This window comes from Clostridium nigeriense, assembly GCF_050585245.1.
GTDB lineage: Bacteria > Bacillota > Clostridia > Clostridiales > Clostridiaceae > Clostridium > Clostridium nigeriense_A.
This window is the reverse complement of record NZ_JBNOOF010000001.1, coordinates 445610-458234: the sequence shown is the minus strand read 5'-3', so window position 1 is coordinate 458234 and position 12625 is coordinate 445610. Positions and strand designations below refer to the sequence as shown.

At 27.1% G+C, this 12625-nt stretch carries 15 protein-coding genes; 14 read left to right on the top strand and 1 reads right to left on the bottom strand.

Features of this window, described 5'->3' with window-relative positions:
- Window positions 1-225: 225 nt before the first annotated feature.
- The 6 genes from ACQPUY_RS02325 to ACQPUY_RS02300 all read left to right on the top strand — a co-directional run bounded on the left by ACQPUY_RS02325 (window position 226) and on the right by ACQPUY_RS02300 (window position 4628).
- The gene (locus ACQPUY_RS02325) at window positions 226-1524 is read left to right on the top strand and encodes a homoserine dehydrogenase (RefSeq protein WP_430839302.1); all 1299 of its coding nucleotides are present in this window, start codon (window positions 226-228) and stop codon (window positions 1522-1524) included.
- 250 nt (window positions 1525-1774) lie between these two features.
- Complete coding sequence (locus ACQPUY_RS02320; RefSeq protein ID WP_430839301.1) at window positions 1775-2086, top strand: rhodanese-like domain-containing protein; 312 nt, start codon at window positions 1775-1777, stop codon at window positions 2084-2086.
- A 280-nt stretch (window positions 2087-2366) separates the two neighbouring features.
- The gene (gene infC / locus ACQPUY_RS02315) at window positions 2367-2879 is read left to right on the top strand and encodes a translation initiation factor IF-3 (RefSeq protein ID WP_430839521.1); all 513 of its coding nucleotides are present in this window, start codon (window positions 2367-2369) and stop codon (window positions 2877-2879) included.
- 20 nt (window positions 2880-2899) lie between these two features.
- Entirely contained in the window at window positions 2900-3097 is a 198-nt protein-coding gene (gene rpmI / locus ACQPUY_RS02310; protein WP_195265317.1) for a 50S ribosomal protein L35, read from the top strand.
- 26 nt (window positions 3098-3123) lie between these two features.
- Window positions 3124-3480: a 50S ribosomal protein L20 gene (gene rplT / locus ACQPUY_RS02305; protein WP_430839300.1), complete on the top strand. Its 357-nt coding sequence runs from the start codon at window positions 3124-3126 to the stop codon at window positions 3478-3480.
- A 230-nt stretch (window positions 3481-3710) separates the two neighbouring features.
- Window positions 3711-4628: a patatin-like phospholipase family protein gene (locus ACQPUY_RS02300; protein ID WP_430839299.1), complete on the top strand. Its 918-nt coding sequence runs from the start codon at window positions 3711-3713 to the stop codon at window positions 4626-4628.
- Window positions 4629-4804: 176 nt separating this feature from the next.
- On the opposite strand, the gene ACQPUY_RS02295 is transcribed toward ACQPUY_RS02300, so the two are convergent.
- Window positions 4805-5341 carry a hypothetical protein gene (locus ACQPUY_RS02295; protein ID WP_430839298.1) on the bottom strand — a complete coding sequence of 179 codons (537 nt, stop codon included), beginning with the start codon at window positions 5339-5341 and terminating at the stop codon, window positions 4805-4807.
- A 254-nt stretch (window positions 5342-5595) separates the two neighbouring features.
- Here ACQPUY_RS02295 and ACQPUY_RS02290 point away from each other — a divergent pair, with 254 nt between their 5' ends.
- The 8 genes from ACQPUY_RS02290 (at window position 5596) to hydG (ending at window position 12618) form a co-directional block, all read left to right on the top strand.
- A complete protein-coding gene (locus ACQPUY_RS02290; RefSeq protein WP_430839297.1) occupies window positions 5596-7353 on the top strand; it encodes an SUV3 family DEAD/DEAH box RNA helicase in 1758 nt (585 codons plus the stop codon).
- A 47-nt stretch (window positions 7354-7400) separates the two neighbouring features.
- Complete coding sequence (locus ACQPUY_RS02285) at window positions 7401-7817, top strand: DUF3785 family protein (protein ID WP_430839296.1); 417 nt, start codon at window positions 7401-7403, stop codon at window positions 7815-7817.
- 68 nt (window positions 7818-7885) lie between these two features.
- A complete protein-coding gene (locus ACQPUY_RS02280) occupies window positions 7886-8020 on the top strand; it encodes a clostri-philic family protein (protein WP_430839295.1) in 135 nt (44 codons plus the stop codon).
- A 126-nt stretch (window positions 8021-8146) separates the two neighbouring features.
- Window positions 8147-8929, top strand: coding sequence for a YdcF family protein (locus tag ACQPUY_RS02275; RefSeq protein WP_430839294.1), 783 nt, complete (start codon window positions 8147-8149; stop codon window positions 8927-8929).
- A gap of 103 nt (window positions 8930-9032) precedes the next feature.
- Complete coding sequence (locus tag ACQPUY_RS02270; protein ID WP_430839293.1) at window positions 9033-9416, top strand: NUDIX domain-containing protein; 384 nt, start codon at window positions 9033-9035, stop codon at window positions 9414-9416.
- A gap of 409 nt (window positions 9417-9825) precedes the next feature.
- Window positions 9826-10074: a TM1266 family iron-only hydrogenase system putative regulator gene (locus tag ACQPUY_RS02265; protein WP_430839292.1), complete on the top strand. Its 249-nt coding sequence runs from the start codon at window positions 9826-9828 to the stop codon at window positions 10072-10074.
- A gap of 33 nt (window positions 10075-10107) precedes the next feature.
- Window positions 10108-11217 (top strand): [FeFe] hydrogenase H-cluster radical SAM maturase HydE, encoded by a 1110-nt coding sequence (gene hydE, locus ACQPUY_RS02260; RefSeq protein ID WP_430839291.1) that lies wholly within the window; start codon window positions 10108-10110, stop codon window positions 11215-11217.
- Between the two features lie 24 nt (window positions 11218-11241).
- Window positions 11242-12618 carry a [FeFe] hydrogenase H-cluster radical SAM maturase HydG gene (gene hydG, locus ACQPUY_RS02255; protein WP_430839290.1) on the top strand — a complete coding sequence of 459 codons (1377 nt, stop codon included), beginning with the start codon at window positions 11242-11244 and terminating at the stop codon, window positions 12616-12618.
- Window positions 12619-12625 lie beyond the last annotated feature (7 nt).

Genomic DNA, 12625 nt, shown 5'->3' with positions numbered 1-12625 from the left:
TATATACTATAAATTGAAAAGTAAGAAATACTATATTATTGTGATGATATTATATGGTGTCACAAGATATAGAATATTTCTTACTTTTTTACTATTTTAAAAATTATATTTTTAAATGATTTATCAGAAGTAATAATGGTAAATTATAAAATAAATTAGTATAATGGATATATTAGCAATAAGAAATTGTAAAATTACGCTAAAAAAATTTAAGGGGGAAGAAAAATGAAAAAAGTCAAAATTGCTTTAATGGGGCTAGGCAATGTTGGACGTGGTGTTTGGATGATATTAAATTCAAACAAAGAAGAAATCATGAAAAGATCGGGCTATGAAGTAGAAGTAGCCAAAATTTTAGTTAGAGACATTAATAAAAAAAGAGGTTTTGAAGTACCTAGAAATATTTTAACTACAGACTTTAATGATATTATTGAAGATGATTCAATTAAAATTGTAGTTGAAGTAATGGGTGAGATTGAACCAGCTAGAGAATATATGCTAGCAGCTATGGATAGGAAGAAGCACATTGTTACAGCAAATAAAATGCTTCTTGCAACGGGTGGAGATGAGCTTTTTGAAAAGGCTGATAAAGAAGGTGTTATGTTCAATTATGAAGCTAGTGTAGCTGGTGGTATTCCAATAATTAATGGAATAAATGAGAGTTTAACAGCTAATAAAGTAGAAAGATTATATGGAATAGTAAATGGAACTACTAATTATATTTTAACAAAGATGGAATATGATGGATTAGATTTTTCAGAAGCTTTAAAAGGTGCTCAAGATATGGGATATGCTGAAGCAGATCCTACCTCAGATATTGAAGGATTTGACTCCCAATATAAGCTTGCCATATTATCTTCGTTAGCTTTTGGAACTAAAATTAATGTAGAAGATGTATATAGAGAAGGAATAACAAAAATTGAATCTATAGATATTGAGTATGCTAAAGAATTTGATAGAGTAATTAAATTGCTAGCTATAGTTAAAGATAATGATGGAATTTTAGATCTTAGGGTCCATCCTACTATGATACCTGAAAACCATCCTTTAGCTAATGTTAATGATTCATTTAATGCAGTTTTAATTAGGGGAAATGCAGTTGGAGATTTAATGTTTTATGGTAGAGGGGCAGGGGATCTTCCAACAGGAAGTGCTGTAGTTTCAGATATAGTTTCGATATTAAGAAGTAATATTGATATTGATAATTTAAATCCAGTAGTAAAAAACAACTTATGGAAGAAAGAATTCAATGCTATTAATGAAATTAATAGCAAATACTATATTAGACTAACAGTTGAAGATAGACCAGGAGTATTAGGAGAAATAACTTCAGTTTTTGGTGGAATGAATGTTAGTTTAAAGTCAGTTATTCAAAAAGGAATAGAGTCTTCCGAAAATAAAGTTACGCTAGTATTAGTGACTCATGATAGCAAAGAAGTAAATATTCATAATGCAATAAATAGTGTATGCAATTTAAATTCAGTTTATAAAATAAATAATTTAATTAGAATGGAAGATTTTACTTAATGAATTAAAAGGGGCTATTTGCGATAGCTCCTTTTTGATGTGAAAAATTAGAAGTAAAGTAATAAAAAAATATTGAATAAAAAAATTTATAGGTATTTTAATAAAAAGTGATTCTAGAAATTAAATTTCAAGTTTAATGCAGTAAAATATCTTTAATTCTCATCTAAAGGATTAATTTAATTCCAATGCTTAAGTTGAGTATACTAAACTTAAGTATTATAATAGTATAAAAATAATAGGAGATAAGATGATGAGTATTAAATCAATAAATAGTAATCAAGCTGAAAAACTAATTAAAAATAATAAGGAACTGGTAATTTTAGATGTTAGAAGAACTAATGAATTTAAAGAATCAAGAATACTAAACTCTATAAATATACCACTGGAAGAGATTGAGTGGGAGGTGGAAGAACTAGAAGAATATAAAGATAAACCTATTTTAGTATATTGTAAAGTAGGTGTAAGAAGTAGTATGGCTTGCGCATTTTTAGAAGAAGAAGGTTTTGATAATTTATATAATTTAAGAGGAGGAATATTAGATTTTAACGGTGAAATTGAGTAAAATATTATTATTTTTACATAAGAATATAGTATAAAATTTTTAATTTTTGTATAAAATAAATATGAGAAAATAATTGACAATAATAAAAAACAATGATAAAATAAATTATGTATTTAAGTAGAAACAGCCGTTTCTCACCTTACGGCAATGCTTAGTAGGGTAATTAGTTATGTAATAATTACTAGTTGTATTAACTAGATTTTTATAATTACTAGAGGGCGGCATTATATGTCCTCTATTTTTGTTGTGTTTTTATTTAAAATTTTGGAGGTGACTTGATATAAGTAAGGATTTTACTTGTAATGAAGCTATAAGAGTTAAGGAAGTTAGATTAATTGATGCAGATGGTGCTCAATTAGGAGTTGTTCCTACAAAGGATGCTCAAAAAATTGCAGATGAGAAGGAATTAGATTTAGTAATGATTTCTCCAAATGCTATTCCACCAGTATGTAAAGTAATGGATTTAGGAAAATACATTTATGAGCAAGCTAAAAAAGAAAAAGAAGCAAAGAAAAAGCAAAAGGTTACTACAATTAAAGAAATAAGATGTAGTTTAACTATTGAAGAAAATGATATTGCTATTAAAGCAAAAAATGCTAGAAAGTTTTTATTAGATGGTGATAAAGTTAAAATCACTGTTAGATTTAAAGGTAGAGAAGCACAATTAGGACATATTGGACAAAGAATTTTAGAAAATTTTGTTTCGAAACTAGAAGATGTTTGTGTAGTTGAAAAACCAGCTAAACATGAAGGAAGAAATATGACAATGGTTTTAGGACCAAAAAAAGCATAACCTGAGAGGAGAATAGTATCATGCCAAAAATGAAAACCCACAGAGGTGCAGCAAAGAGATTCAAGAAGACTGGAACTGGAAAATTAAAAAGAGCTAAGGCTTTTAAGAGTCATATATTAACAAAGAAAAGTTCTAAGAGAAAGAGAAACTTAAGAAAGTCTGCGTACGTTTCAACTACTCAAGAAAAAGCAATGAAGAAATTATTACCATACCTATAATATAGAGGTTTTTTAGGAGGATTAAAATGGCTAGAGTTAAAAGAGCAACAAATGCTCGTAAGAATCATAAAAAAGTATTAAAGCTTGCAAAAGGTTACTACGGTGGAAAGAGCAGATTATTTAAGACTGCTAACGAATCAGTAATAAGAGCTTTAAGAAATGCTTATGTTGGAAGAAGATTAAAGAAGAGAGATTTCAGAAGACTTTGGATAGCTAGAATAAATGCAGCTACAAGAATGAACGGACTTTCATATTCAAAATTCATGAATGGAATTAAGTTAGCTGGAATAGACATGAACAGAAAAATGTTATCTGAAATTGCAATAAACGATCCAAAAGCATTTGCAGATTTAGTTGAATTAGCAAAAAATTCTGTTAAATAATATATAACTATCTTAGTAGTTTATGCTAAAATTAGCCTATATAGTAGATTGCATCTACTATATAGGCTTTTTGCAATTTATATAAGAAATAGAAGTTCAACAAATAAGTTTCAGAAATACTAAAAAATTTAATATTTTTAATATAATATTAATGAAGTAAAGAGAACAAATGGGCTATAATTAAAATATAATAAATTACAATTACTAACGTTATAAAAGAGGGGATTACTATGAAGATAGGCTTAGTTTTATCTGGTGGGGGAGGAAAAGGCGCATATGAGCTTGGGGTTTGGAAGGCTTTAAAGGAACTCAATATAGATAAATACATAGAGGTTTTTTCAGGAACATCAATAGGAGCCTTTAACGCGGTCCTATTTGCTCAGGATAATATGGAAGCTGCTGAAGCCTTATGGGAAGAGGTAACAATGGATAAGCTTGTTCCAATAAGTAAATTTGATTTGTTAAAAAAGGGAATAGGACTTTTTATTGGTGGCAAAAGTATGAATTTTGCTAAAAAGTATATGAATCAGAAAATAGATGAGGGATCGGTATCTAAAGATGGTGCTAAAGAAATAATAGATAAGTATTTAGATATAGAAGCGGTTAAAAAGAATAATAAAATATGTTATGCAGCTTGTACTGAACTACCAGATTTTAAGGTTAAATATTTTAAAGTTAATGATTATGCTTTAGAATTAGGAAAAGATATTATAATTGCATCAGCATCTCTTCCCTTAATATATGAATCAACTGAGGTGTTGGGCGAAAGATATATAGATGGTGGTATAGCTGACAATACACCAATACAGCCAGTATATGGAGAAGGTTGCGATATAATTATAGTAGTATTATTATCAAAAGAAGCAAGAATAGATAGATCATTATATCCTAATACGCATATAATTGAAATTTATCCTAGAAATTTAAATGAAAGTGTTATAAATGGAACATTAAATTTAGATGAAGAAGCTAAGAAAAATAGAATTAGAGAAGGTTATATGGATGCAATGGCTCTTATAGCGCCTATTATGAAAATGGCTGAATGTAAAATTAAGATGGAGGAAGAAAAAATGCATCCGAGATTATATAAATTTTATAATTTCTTAAAGAAAATTTTTGAAGAAAATAGAAATGATAAGTTAGTATAAGTATTTAGGATGATATTAATATATACTTCTGACTTCTAGATATATATAGAAATAATAAGATTATTAAAACGGTGTAACTTTATAGATACACCGTTTTTCATTTTAATAAATAACTTAAATTATAATTGCTAATAAATAAAAATATAGTTAAATTTAATTATTTTAAAATTAATATTTTAACTTATTTTATAGTCATAAGTTAATCCTTCATATATAAATTCTTTATGATTAATATTTAATAAATCACTAGGTTTAGTTAAACTAGGAACTTTGTTTGAATCATATATATTACTTTGAATTAACAAATGGGATACAAATTCGGAACAAAAATATCTATTAGGTCTCTTTATAGGCTTTTGCAGTGCTACGCCTATTAATCCAAGCAAGCTATACTTGTACTTTTTTTGATCTTTTAAAAAGTTTTCAAGCTCTTTTATAAGTAGAGAATATTGTCTATTACTTACTTGAATCTTATAAATTACACATTGACTATTTTGAAATCTTTTATATACTCCATCTTTTAAATTTTCTTCAACAAGCCCTCCTATAAATGGGTTGCTAGGGAAAATCCTTCCGAAGGAATACATTTTCTCAAAAGAATCATCTAAGCTTAAAGAGACATGTACATATTTATCTTTTGTATAATAATTAATACACTTTGATAGTATTGTTCCTGTATTAGAAAATACTAGATATATATACTTTTTACTCATTACAACAAATCATCCTCCAATAAAAATAAGATTATAAAAGATAAATATATATAATTATATAATATAAATCTTAACATATCCTTAAGAAAATATGAAAAATGTTAAATATATTAACAAATTATATAAAAATAATAAATTAATTATGAATATAATATAATAAAAAACTCTTTTTAACTAAAAATAGAAATATATAAATGATAAATGTTATAATTTATAAATGAGGATTTACAGTATATTTGTTAAGAGGTGAGGATTTGAAGAAAAATGCAATGCAGAGGGAATTTAAAAAGTTAAAATCCCAGATTAATCATATTGAAGAAATTGCTCATAATTCCAAAGTAGGATCATTAATAGAACAAGAATCTTCCTTAAGAAAAAAAATAAGACTACTTATAGATATGGAAAAGGAAGGGTTTAAGGAATATTCGGATGTTAGAGAAAGATATGAAGATCTTTTAGAATATGTATCTAAAAGATTATTAGATGATTATAACAAGAAAAATAATACTGATTTTGACTTTTATCAAGTTATTAGAGGAAATTATAATAGTTTTATTAATTCAGGATTTATGTCTGTTTTAACTAAACAACATATACCTAAAATAATATCTAAGGAATTTGAAGAAAACTTTCCTGATAATCCAAAGGATGAGTATAAATTAGCAAGAAATATGAGAAGAAAGGTATATATTCATCTAGGAGAGACTAACACTGGAAAAACTTATACAGCTATGGAAAGATTAAAGGAAGCAAAGCATGGAGTTTATTTATCTCCTCTTAGAATATTAGCTTTAGAAAATTATGAAAAATTAAATAATAGTCAAATTTTGTGTAATCTCTTAACTGGAGAAGAGGAAATAATTAAAGAAGGAGCAACACATACTTCTTGTACTATAGAAAAAGTAGATTTAAAGAAGGAATATGATATTGCTATTATAGATGAAATTCAGATGATAGATGATTCCCAAAGGGGAGCTGCGTGGACAAGAACATTACTAGGATTAAGATGTAATGAAATTCATATATGTGGAGCACTAAATGCAAGGGAAGTAGTTGAAAAAATACTAGAAGATTGCAATGATGACTATGAATTTAAGGAATATAAGAGAAGTATTCCATTAGAAGTGCAGGATAGGAATTTTAGCTATAAAGATGTTGAAGAGGGGGATGCAATAGTAGTATTCTCTAAGAAAAAGGTTTTACAAATAGCTCAGCAATATTCTGAAGAAGGAATAAAAGCTAGCATAATTTATGGAGATTTACCACCGGAAGTAAGAAGAAAACAATATGATATGTTTATAAATAAAGAAAATAAAGTCCTAATAACTACAGATGCTATAGGAATGGGTGTTAATTTACCAATTAAGAGAATAATTTTCTTAGATATTCAAAAGTTTGATGGAGAAGAAATTAGAAATTTAAAATCGCAAGAAGTAAAACAAGTAGCAGGAAGAGCTGGAAGAAAAGGAATTTATGAAGTTGGATATGTAGCTACGGTAAGAGATAATCAAAAGTTTATTAAAGAAAAGTTAGAGGAAAAGGATAGAATAATAAGAAAGGCTGTTTTAGGACCTTCGGAAGCTATCTTAAATATTAAAGGATTACCTTTAAATGAAAAATTAGCATTATGGGCTACAAGGGAAGATATTTTAGATTATTATAGAAAAATGGATATAAATGAATATTTAATTATACTAGACAGAATTAAAAGGTATAAGTTAAAAGAAGAAATTCAATGGGAGCTATTAAAAATACCTTTTGATATTTCTAAAGATGAATTAATGAATGCCTTCTTGGGATATGTAGAAGAATTATTTATGCTAAAAAATAAGGTTATAAGTAAGCCTCAATGTTTTAAAGGCAATTTAGATGAATTAGAGCTTTACTATCAAAGAATAAATATGTATTATTCATTTTGTAAGGTATTTAATTTAGAATTTGATTTTAAATGGATTTATGAAGAGAGAATTAAAGTAAGTGAAGAAATAAATGAAATATTAATTAGATTATAGCCATTATGATATAATATATTTGATTAAGCCTCGAAAGGAAGAGATAAATGGAATACAAGTTTAGTTTTGATGGAAAAGAGTACGAATTAGGAGAAGATAATTTAGAATACTTTGCTAATGATGAGAATGAAGAACTTAATGGAATAGATGTAGACAAGATTTTAGAGCTACTTTCCAATAGTGATGAAGTTGATTTCCAAAATGCTTATTATGAAAGTTGTTGTAGCAACTGTAAAGCTGGAAAAGAAGAAAAGAAAAAAGTATTTGATTTCTTAGAATATTATTTTTATGCATATGGAAAAGATAATAATTTTATAACTAGTAGTATAGATTCTGAATATGACAAAAAGTCTTTCACTAGATTAAATATAGAAGGAGTAGTAGATAAAAGTTATTTAGTAACTATTATGGTGTGTAAGAATTGTGGAACATATTCAATAGAAATTGAAAATTTTGAAGTTTAATATAATTGTAGAATAAATGTATTAAAATTTATTTAGGGTATAAAATACATTTGAAAGGATGTGTTGTTATGCCGAAGAATACTAAAACAGAAACTCCTAAACAAAAAGGACAAAGAAGGCAAAGGTTGCATAAAAATCAAAATAATATAGGTAATGATAAAAATAAACCAGAGTATACAGATTTCGATGGAAATCCAATTTAAAAAAAGAGCTGTTTTCACAGCTCTTTTTTTAATAGTTAAGAAAAAATTACAAATGATTTTTATTAGTAATAAAAATACAAAATTATGATAATATTTATTATGATTATAAATGAGAGAGGTGAAGCTTTGAAAAGATATATAGATTTAATACTAGGTATTATTATAATTTTGTATGCGATAGCTATAAATTTAATATTTGGGAAAATAACTTTTAGTGAAGTTTTTCTTCTTATAGGTGTTTTATGTGTTATTTATCATTTTATAAAAAGTAAACTAATGATTTTGATAAGTAAAAATAAGACATTAAAAATAGGATTTAATGTGTTTAGATTTTTAGTTTCAATAGGGATAATAATATTTATAATTATTGAAGCTGCAATAATTATTTTCCCTAAACAGAATGATTCATATTCAAACTATGTAGTTATATTAGGTGCTGGTGTAAAAGGGGAGACACCAAGTTTAACCTTAGTACAAAGGCTAGAAAAAGCTATTGAATATGTAAATAGTCAAAAAAATGAAGTTAAGATTATTGTATCCGGTGGTCAAGGAGCGGGTGAAGATATATCAGAAGCAGAGGCCATGAGAAGATATTTAGTGGAGAATGGTATAGAAAATGAAATAATAATGGAAGACAAATCTACTGATACTCGAGAAAATCTACTTTTTTCTAAAGAAATTATAGAAAAGGATTCTAATAAAAATATTGAAGATATAAATATAAAGATAATAACTTCAGATTTCCATGCTTTTAGAAGTAATTTAATTGCTAAAAATTTAGATTATGAAGAGAGCAGTTTTTTAACTAATAAGACATTAACAGCTTTAATACCTGTAATGTATACAAGAGAATTTTTTGCCATTATTAAATACTTTTTAATAGAAATATTATATATTTTTACTTTATAAAAAGGTAAATTTAACTTTATGTAGAATATAAATTATAGTAATGCAATTTATTGATACTGAAGCTAATATCATAATAGTATTTAGGCTTAAAGGGGGAAAAGTAATGAGTAAAGTTGCAGAGTGCTCTATAATTATAAAAGATGATTTTAATAATATTTTTATAGTTAGAAAGAAGACGAAAAAGAATCAGCCACAATTATGGTACATTGTGGGGAGAAAAATAAGAGGAAGAGAAATAGAAGAAAAATGTATATCGCGTGCTGTAAAAGATGATTTAAAGTCTATAGTTTTTAATTTAGCAAGAGTAGGAGAATACATATTAGATGAAAATTTAAATGAAGTTTGTGCAGTATATGAAGGTGTATTAAATGAAAAAGTAGTTTATGGAAGTGATATCGCTGAAGGTAGATGGATAAGCACAAATGAATTAGATGATTTTGATTTTGCAGATGATGAAAAAGAGAAAATTTTAATGTATATAAAATAATTAAGTAGATTAAGCACTTCATATAAAAAATGAGGTGCTTTTATAAACTTAAAATATTCATAAGAGATTAAGTATTGACATATTTATATGCAATATTTATGATGTAAATATAGAATAATAAATACTCATTTGATTAGAGATTTTTTATCTTCACTCATTTGTATATTTGTTATCTTTAATGGTATAAAAATAATTATTTATCTAACAAAAAAGAGAAATCTAATTTGGAAGAAAATAGAAATTATATATTAATAATAAAGGTTATAAATTAATTTTTAAATAGTTTTATTTAAGTTAGTAGCTTTTATTATTAATATTTCCTGTTTTCTTTTATTGGAAGACAGGCTTTTTTATTTTTTGGGGCAAAGACATTTAAGTTAATTCATTAATTAGTTTGGGGGAGTGAACTATGAAGATTGGTGTAATAAGTGCAATTTTAGAAGAACCAAGTAAGTGTAATTCGGAATTTAATGAGGTGGTTGCTAGTTTTAGAGGAAGCATAAGAGGAAGGATGGGGATACCATTAGAAAATGAAACTTCAATTATTTCAATAGTAGTTGTTGGAAGTTTAAATGAAATAAATAGTTTAACAGGAAAGCTTGGAAACATAGATGGAGTAACAGTAAAAACAGCTATTAGCAAGAAAGAGGTAATATAGAAAAACTTACTAACATGTTTATGGAGGTATATTATGAAGGTTAAAAATATTATAGATAAGCTTTATAAAGAGAATAATGCTAGTGAGGAGGAGTTATTATTTTTGCTAGATAATTTAAATGAGGAAGATAAAAGTTATTTAGTTGAAAAATCTCATGAAACTAGGATGAAAAGCTATGGTAATACAGTTTATATGAGAGGATTAATAGAATTTACAAATATTTGTAAGAAAAACTGTGTTTACTGTGGGATTAGAAGAGAAAATAAACTTGCTGATAGGTATAGGCTTACTTTAGATGACATTTTAGAATGTGTAGAAATTGGAGATAGACTTGGTTATAAGACCTATGTACTTCAAGGTGGGGAAGATGATTATTTTACTGATGATAGAATGATAGAAATCATTAAAGAAATAAAAAAGAAATATCCTAAAAATGCTATTACCCTATCATTAGGAGAAAGAAGTTATGAGTCATATAAAAAAATGTTTGAAGCTGGTGCAGATAGATATCTTTTAAGGCATGAAACTGCAACCAAAGAACTTTATGAATCTCTTCATCCTGGTGCAAGTTTTGAAGAAAGAAGAAAGTGCTTAAGAGATTTAAAAGAAATTGGATATCAAGTTGGAGCTGGTTTTATGGTGGGGCTTCCAAATCAAACTAATAAAGATTTAGTTAATGATCTGCTATTTGTAAAAGAGTTTGAGCCTCATATGTGTGGTATAGGACCATTTATACCACATAAAGATACACCATTAAAGGATGAAGAAGCTGGAACTGTAGAAAAGACTACTACAATGTTGGCTTTAATTAGATTATTACTTCCAAATGTTTTATTACCTTCAACTACTGCTCTTGGAAGTATAGATCCAGTGGGAAGAGAAAAAGGATTAAAGGCTGGAGGAAATGTAGTAATGCCAAATCTTTCTCCAACTAGTGTAAGAGAAAAGTATTCATTATATGATGGAAAAATATGTACAGGTGATGAAGCAGCAGAGTGTAGAAAGTGCATAGAAGGAAGAATAAATAGGGCTGGTTTTAGAGTTGAAGTTACTAGAGGAGACAATATAGCATGGGCTAAAGATAATGGCTATTATAAAGTTACTAAAGGAAATATTCAACTTGAAAATATTCAATTAATATAAAATTTATAATGTAGGAGTGTTTATATGTTTATTGATCATGAGTATATTGAAAGAATTTTAGAGGAAGCAAAGGGCGCAACAAGTGAAGATATTAAAGTTGTTTTAGAAAAAGCTAAAAAAAGAGAAGGCTTATCTTATGAAGATATTGCAGTTTTACTTCAAGTTGAAGATAAGGGAGATTTAAATGAAATATTTAAATTAGCCGGAGAAATAAAGGATTCTATTTATGGTAAAAGAGTTGTTATTTTTGCTCCATTATATGTTAGTGATTACTGCGTAAATAATTGTGTATATTGTGGATATAAGAGAACTAATGAGTTTTGTAGAAGAAAATTAACTATGGAAGAAGTAGCTGAAGAAGTTAAGATATTAGAAAAAATGGGACATAAAAGGCTTGCATTAGAACTCGGAGAGGATCCAGTAAATGCTCCTATAGATTATGTATTAGAGTGTTTGAAAACTATTTATGCAACTCAAAATGATAATGGTGAAATAAGAAGAGTTAATGTAAATATTGCAGCAACTACTGTAGAAAATTATAAAAAGCTAAAAGAAGCAAAAATAGGAACATATATTTTATTCCAAGAAACCTATCATAAACCAACTTATGATAATATGCATCCAAAATCTTTAAAGGGAGATTATAATTATCATTTAACTTCTTTTGATAGAGCAATGGAAGCTGGAATAGATGATGTTGGAGCAGGAGTATTATTTGGATTAGCTGACCCTAAGTTTGAGGTTATAGGACTTATGATGCATAACAAACATTTAGAAGATAAGTATGGAGTAGGATTTCATACAATATCTATGCCAAGATTAAAACCAGCTTCAGGAGTAACATTACAAGAGTTCCCTCACTTAGTAGATGATGAAATGTTTAAAAAGTTAGTCGCAATTATAAGAATAGCAGTTCCATTCACAGGAATAATAATGTCTACTAGAGAAACAGCAGACATGAGAAGAGAATTATTAAGATATGGAGTATCTCAAATAAGTGCAGGCTCAAGTACAGGAGTTGGTGGTTATAAAGAAAGAGAAGAGGGAAGAGAAACTCTTCAATTTAAAACTTCAGATGATAGAACTCCTTTAGAAGTTATTAAATCTGTTTTAGATGATGGATATATTCCTAGCTATTGTACAGCTTGTTATAGGAGAGGAAGAACTGGAGAAAGATTTATGAAGCTTGCAAAGAGTGGGGAAATTCAAAATGTTTGTGAACCAAATGCAATAACTACTCTTTTAGAATTCGCAATAGACTATGGTGATAAAGAAATTTTAGAAAAGGCTGAATCTGTTATTAATACTGAAAAAGAAAAAATTAAGAGAAAAGATATCAAAGATTTACTAGAAAAGAATTTAGAAAAATTAAGAGCTGGTGAAAGAGATCTATACTTATAGGAGGTGT

Excerpts from the sequence above, each read along its gene's own strand:
- ACQPUY_RS02295 (WP_430839298.1), bottom strand. The coding sequence starts at position 5,341 with ATGAGTAAAAAGTATATATATCTAGTATTTTCTAATACAGGAACAATA.
- ACQPUY_RS02265 (WP_430839292.1), top strand. The coding sequence starts at position 9,826 with ATGAAGATTGGTGTAATAAGTGCAATTTTAGAAGAACCAAGTAAGTGT.
- rplT (WP_430839300.1), top strand. The coding sequence starts at position 3,124 with ATGGCTAGAGTTAAAAGAGCAACAAATGCTCGTAAGAATCATAAAAAA.
- ACQPUY_RS02300 (WP_430839299.1), top strand. The coding sequence starts at position 3,711 with ATGAAGATAGGCTTAGTTTTATCTGGTGGGGGAGGAAAAGGCGCATAT.
- rpmI (WP_195265317.1), top strand. The coding sequence starts at position 2,900 with ATGCCAAAAATGAAAACCCACAGAGGTGCAGCAAAGAGATTCAAGAAG.
- ACQPUY_RS02285 (WP_430839296.1), top strand. The coding sequence starts at position 7,401 with ATGGAATACAAGTTTAGTTTTGATGGAAAAGAGTACGAATTAGGAGAA.
- hydG (WP_430839290.1), top strand. The coding sequence starts at position 11,242 with ATGTTTATTGATCATGAGTATATTGAAAGAATTTTAGAGGAAGCAAAG.
- ACQPUY_RS02320 (WP_430839301.1), top strand. The coding sequence starts at position 1,775 with ATGAGTATTAAATCAATAAATAGTAATCAAGCTGAAAAACTAATTAAA.
- hydE (WP_430839291.1), top strand. The coding sequence starts at position 10,108 with ATGAAGGTTAAAAATATTATAGATAAGCTTTATAAAGAGAATAATGCT.
- ACQPUY_RS02280 (WP_430839295.1), top strand. The coding sequence starts at position 7,886 with ATGCCGAAGAATACTAAAACAGAAACTCCTAAACAAAAAGGACAAAGA.
- ACQPUY_RS02270 (WP_430839293.1), top strand. The coding sequence starts at position 9,033 with ATGAGTAAAGTTGCAGAGTGCTCTATAATTATAAAAGATGATTTTAAT.
- ACQPUY_RS02325 (WP_430839302.1), top strand. The coding sequence starts at position 226 with ATGAAAAAAGTCAAAATTGCTTTAATGGGGCTAGGCAATGTTGGACGT.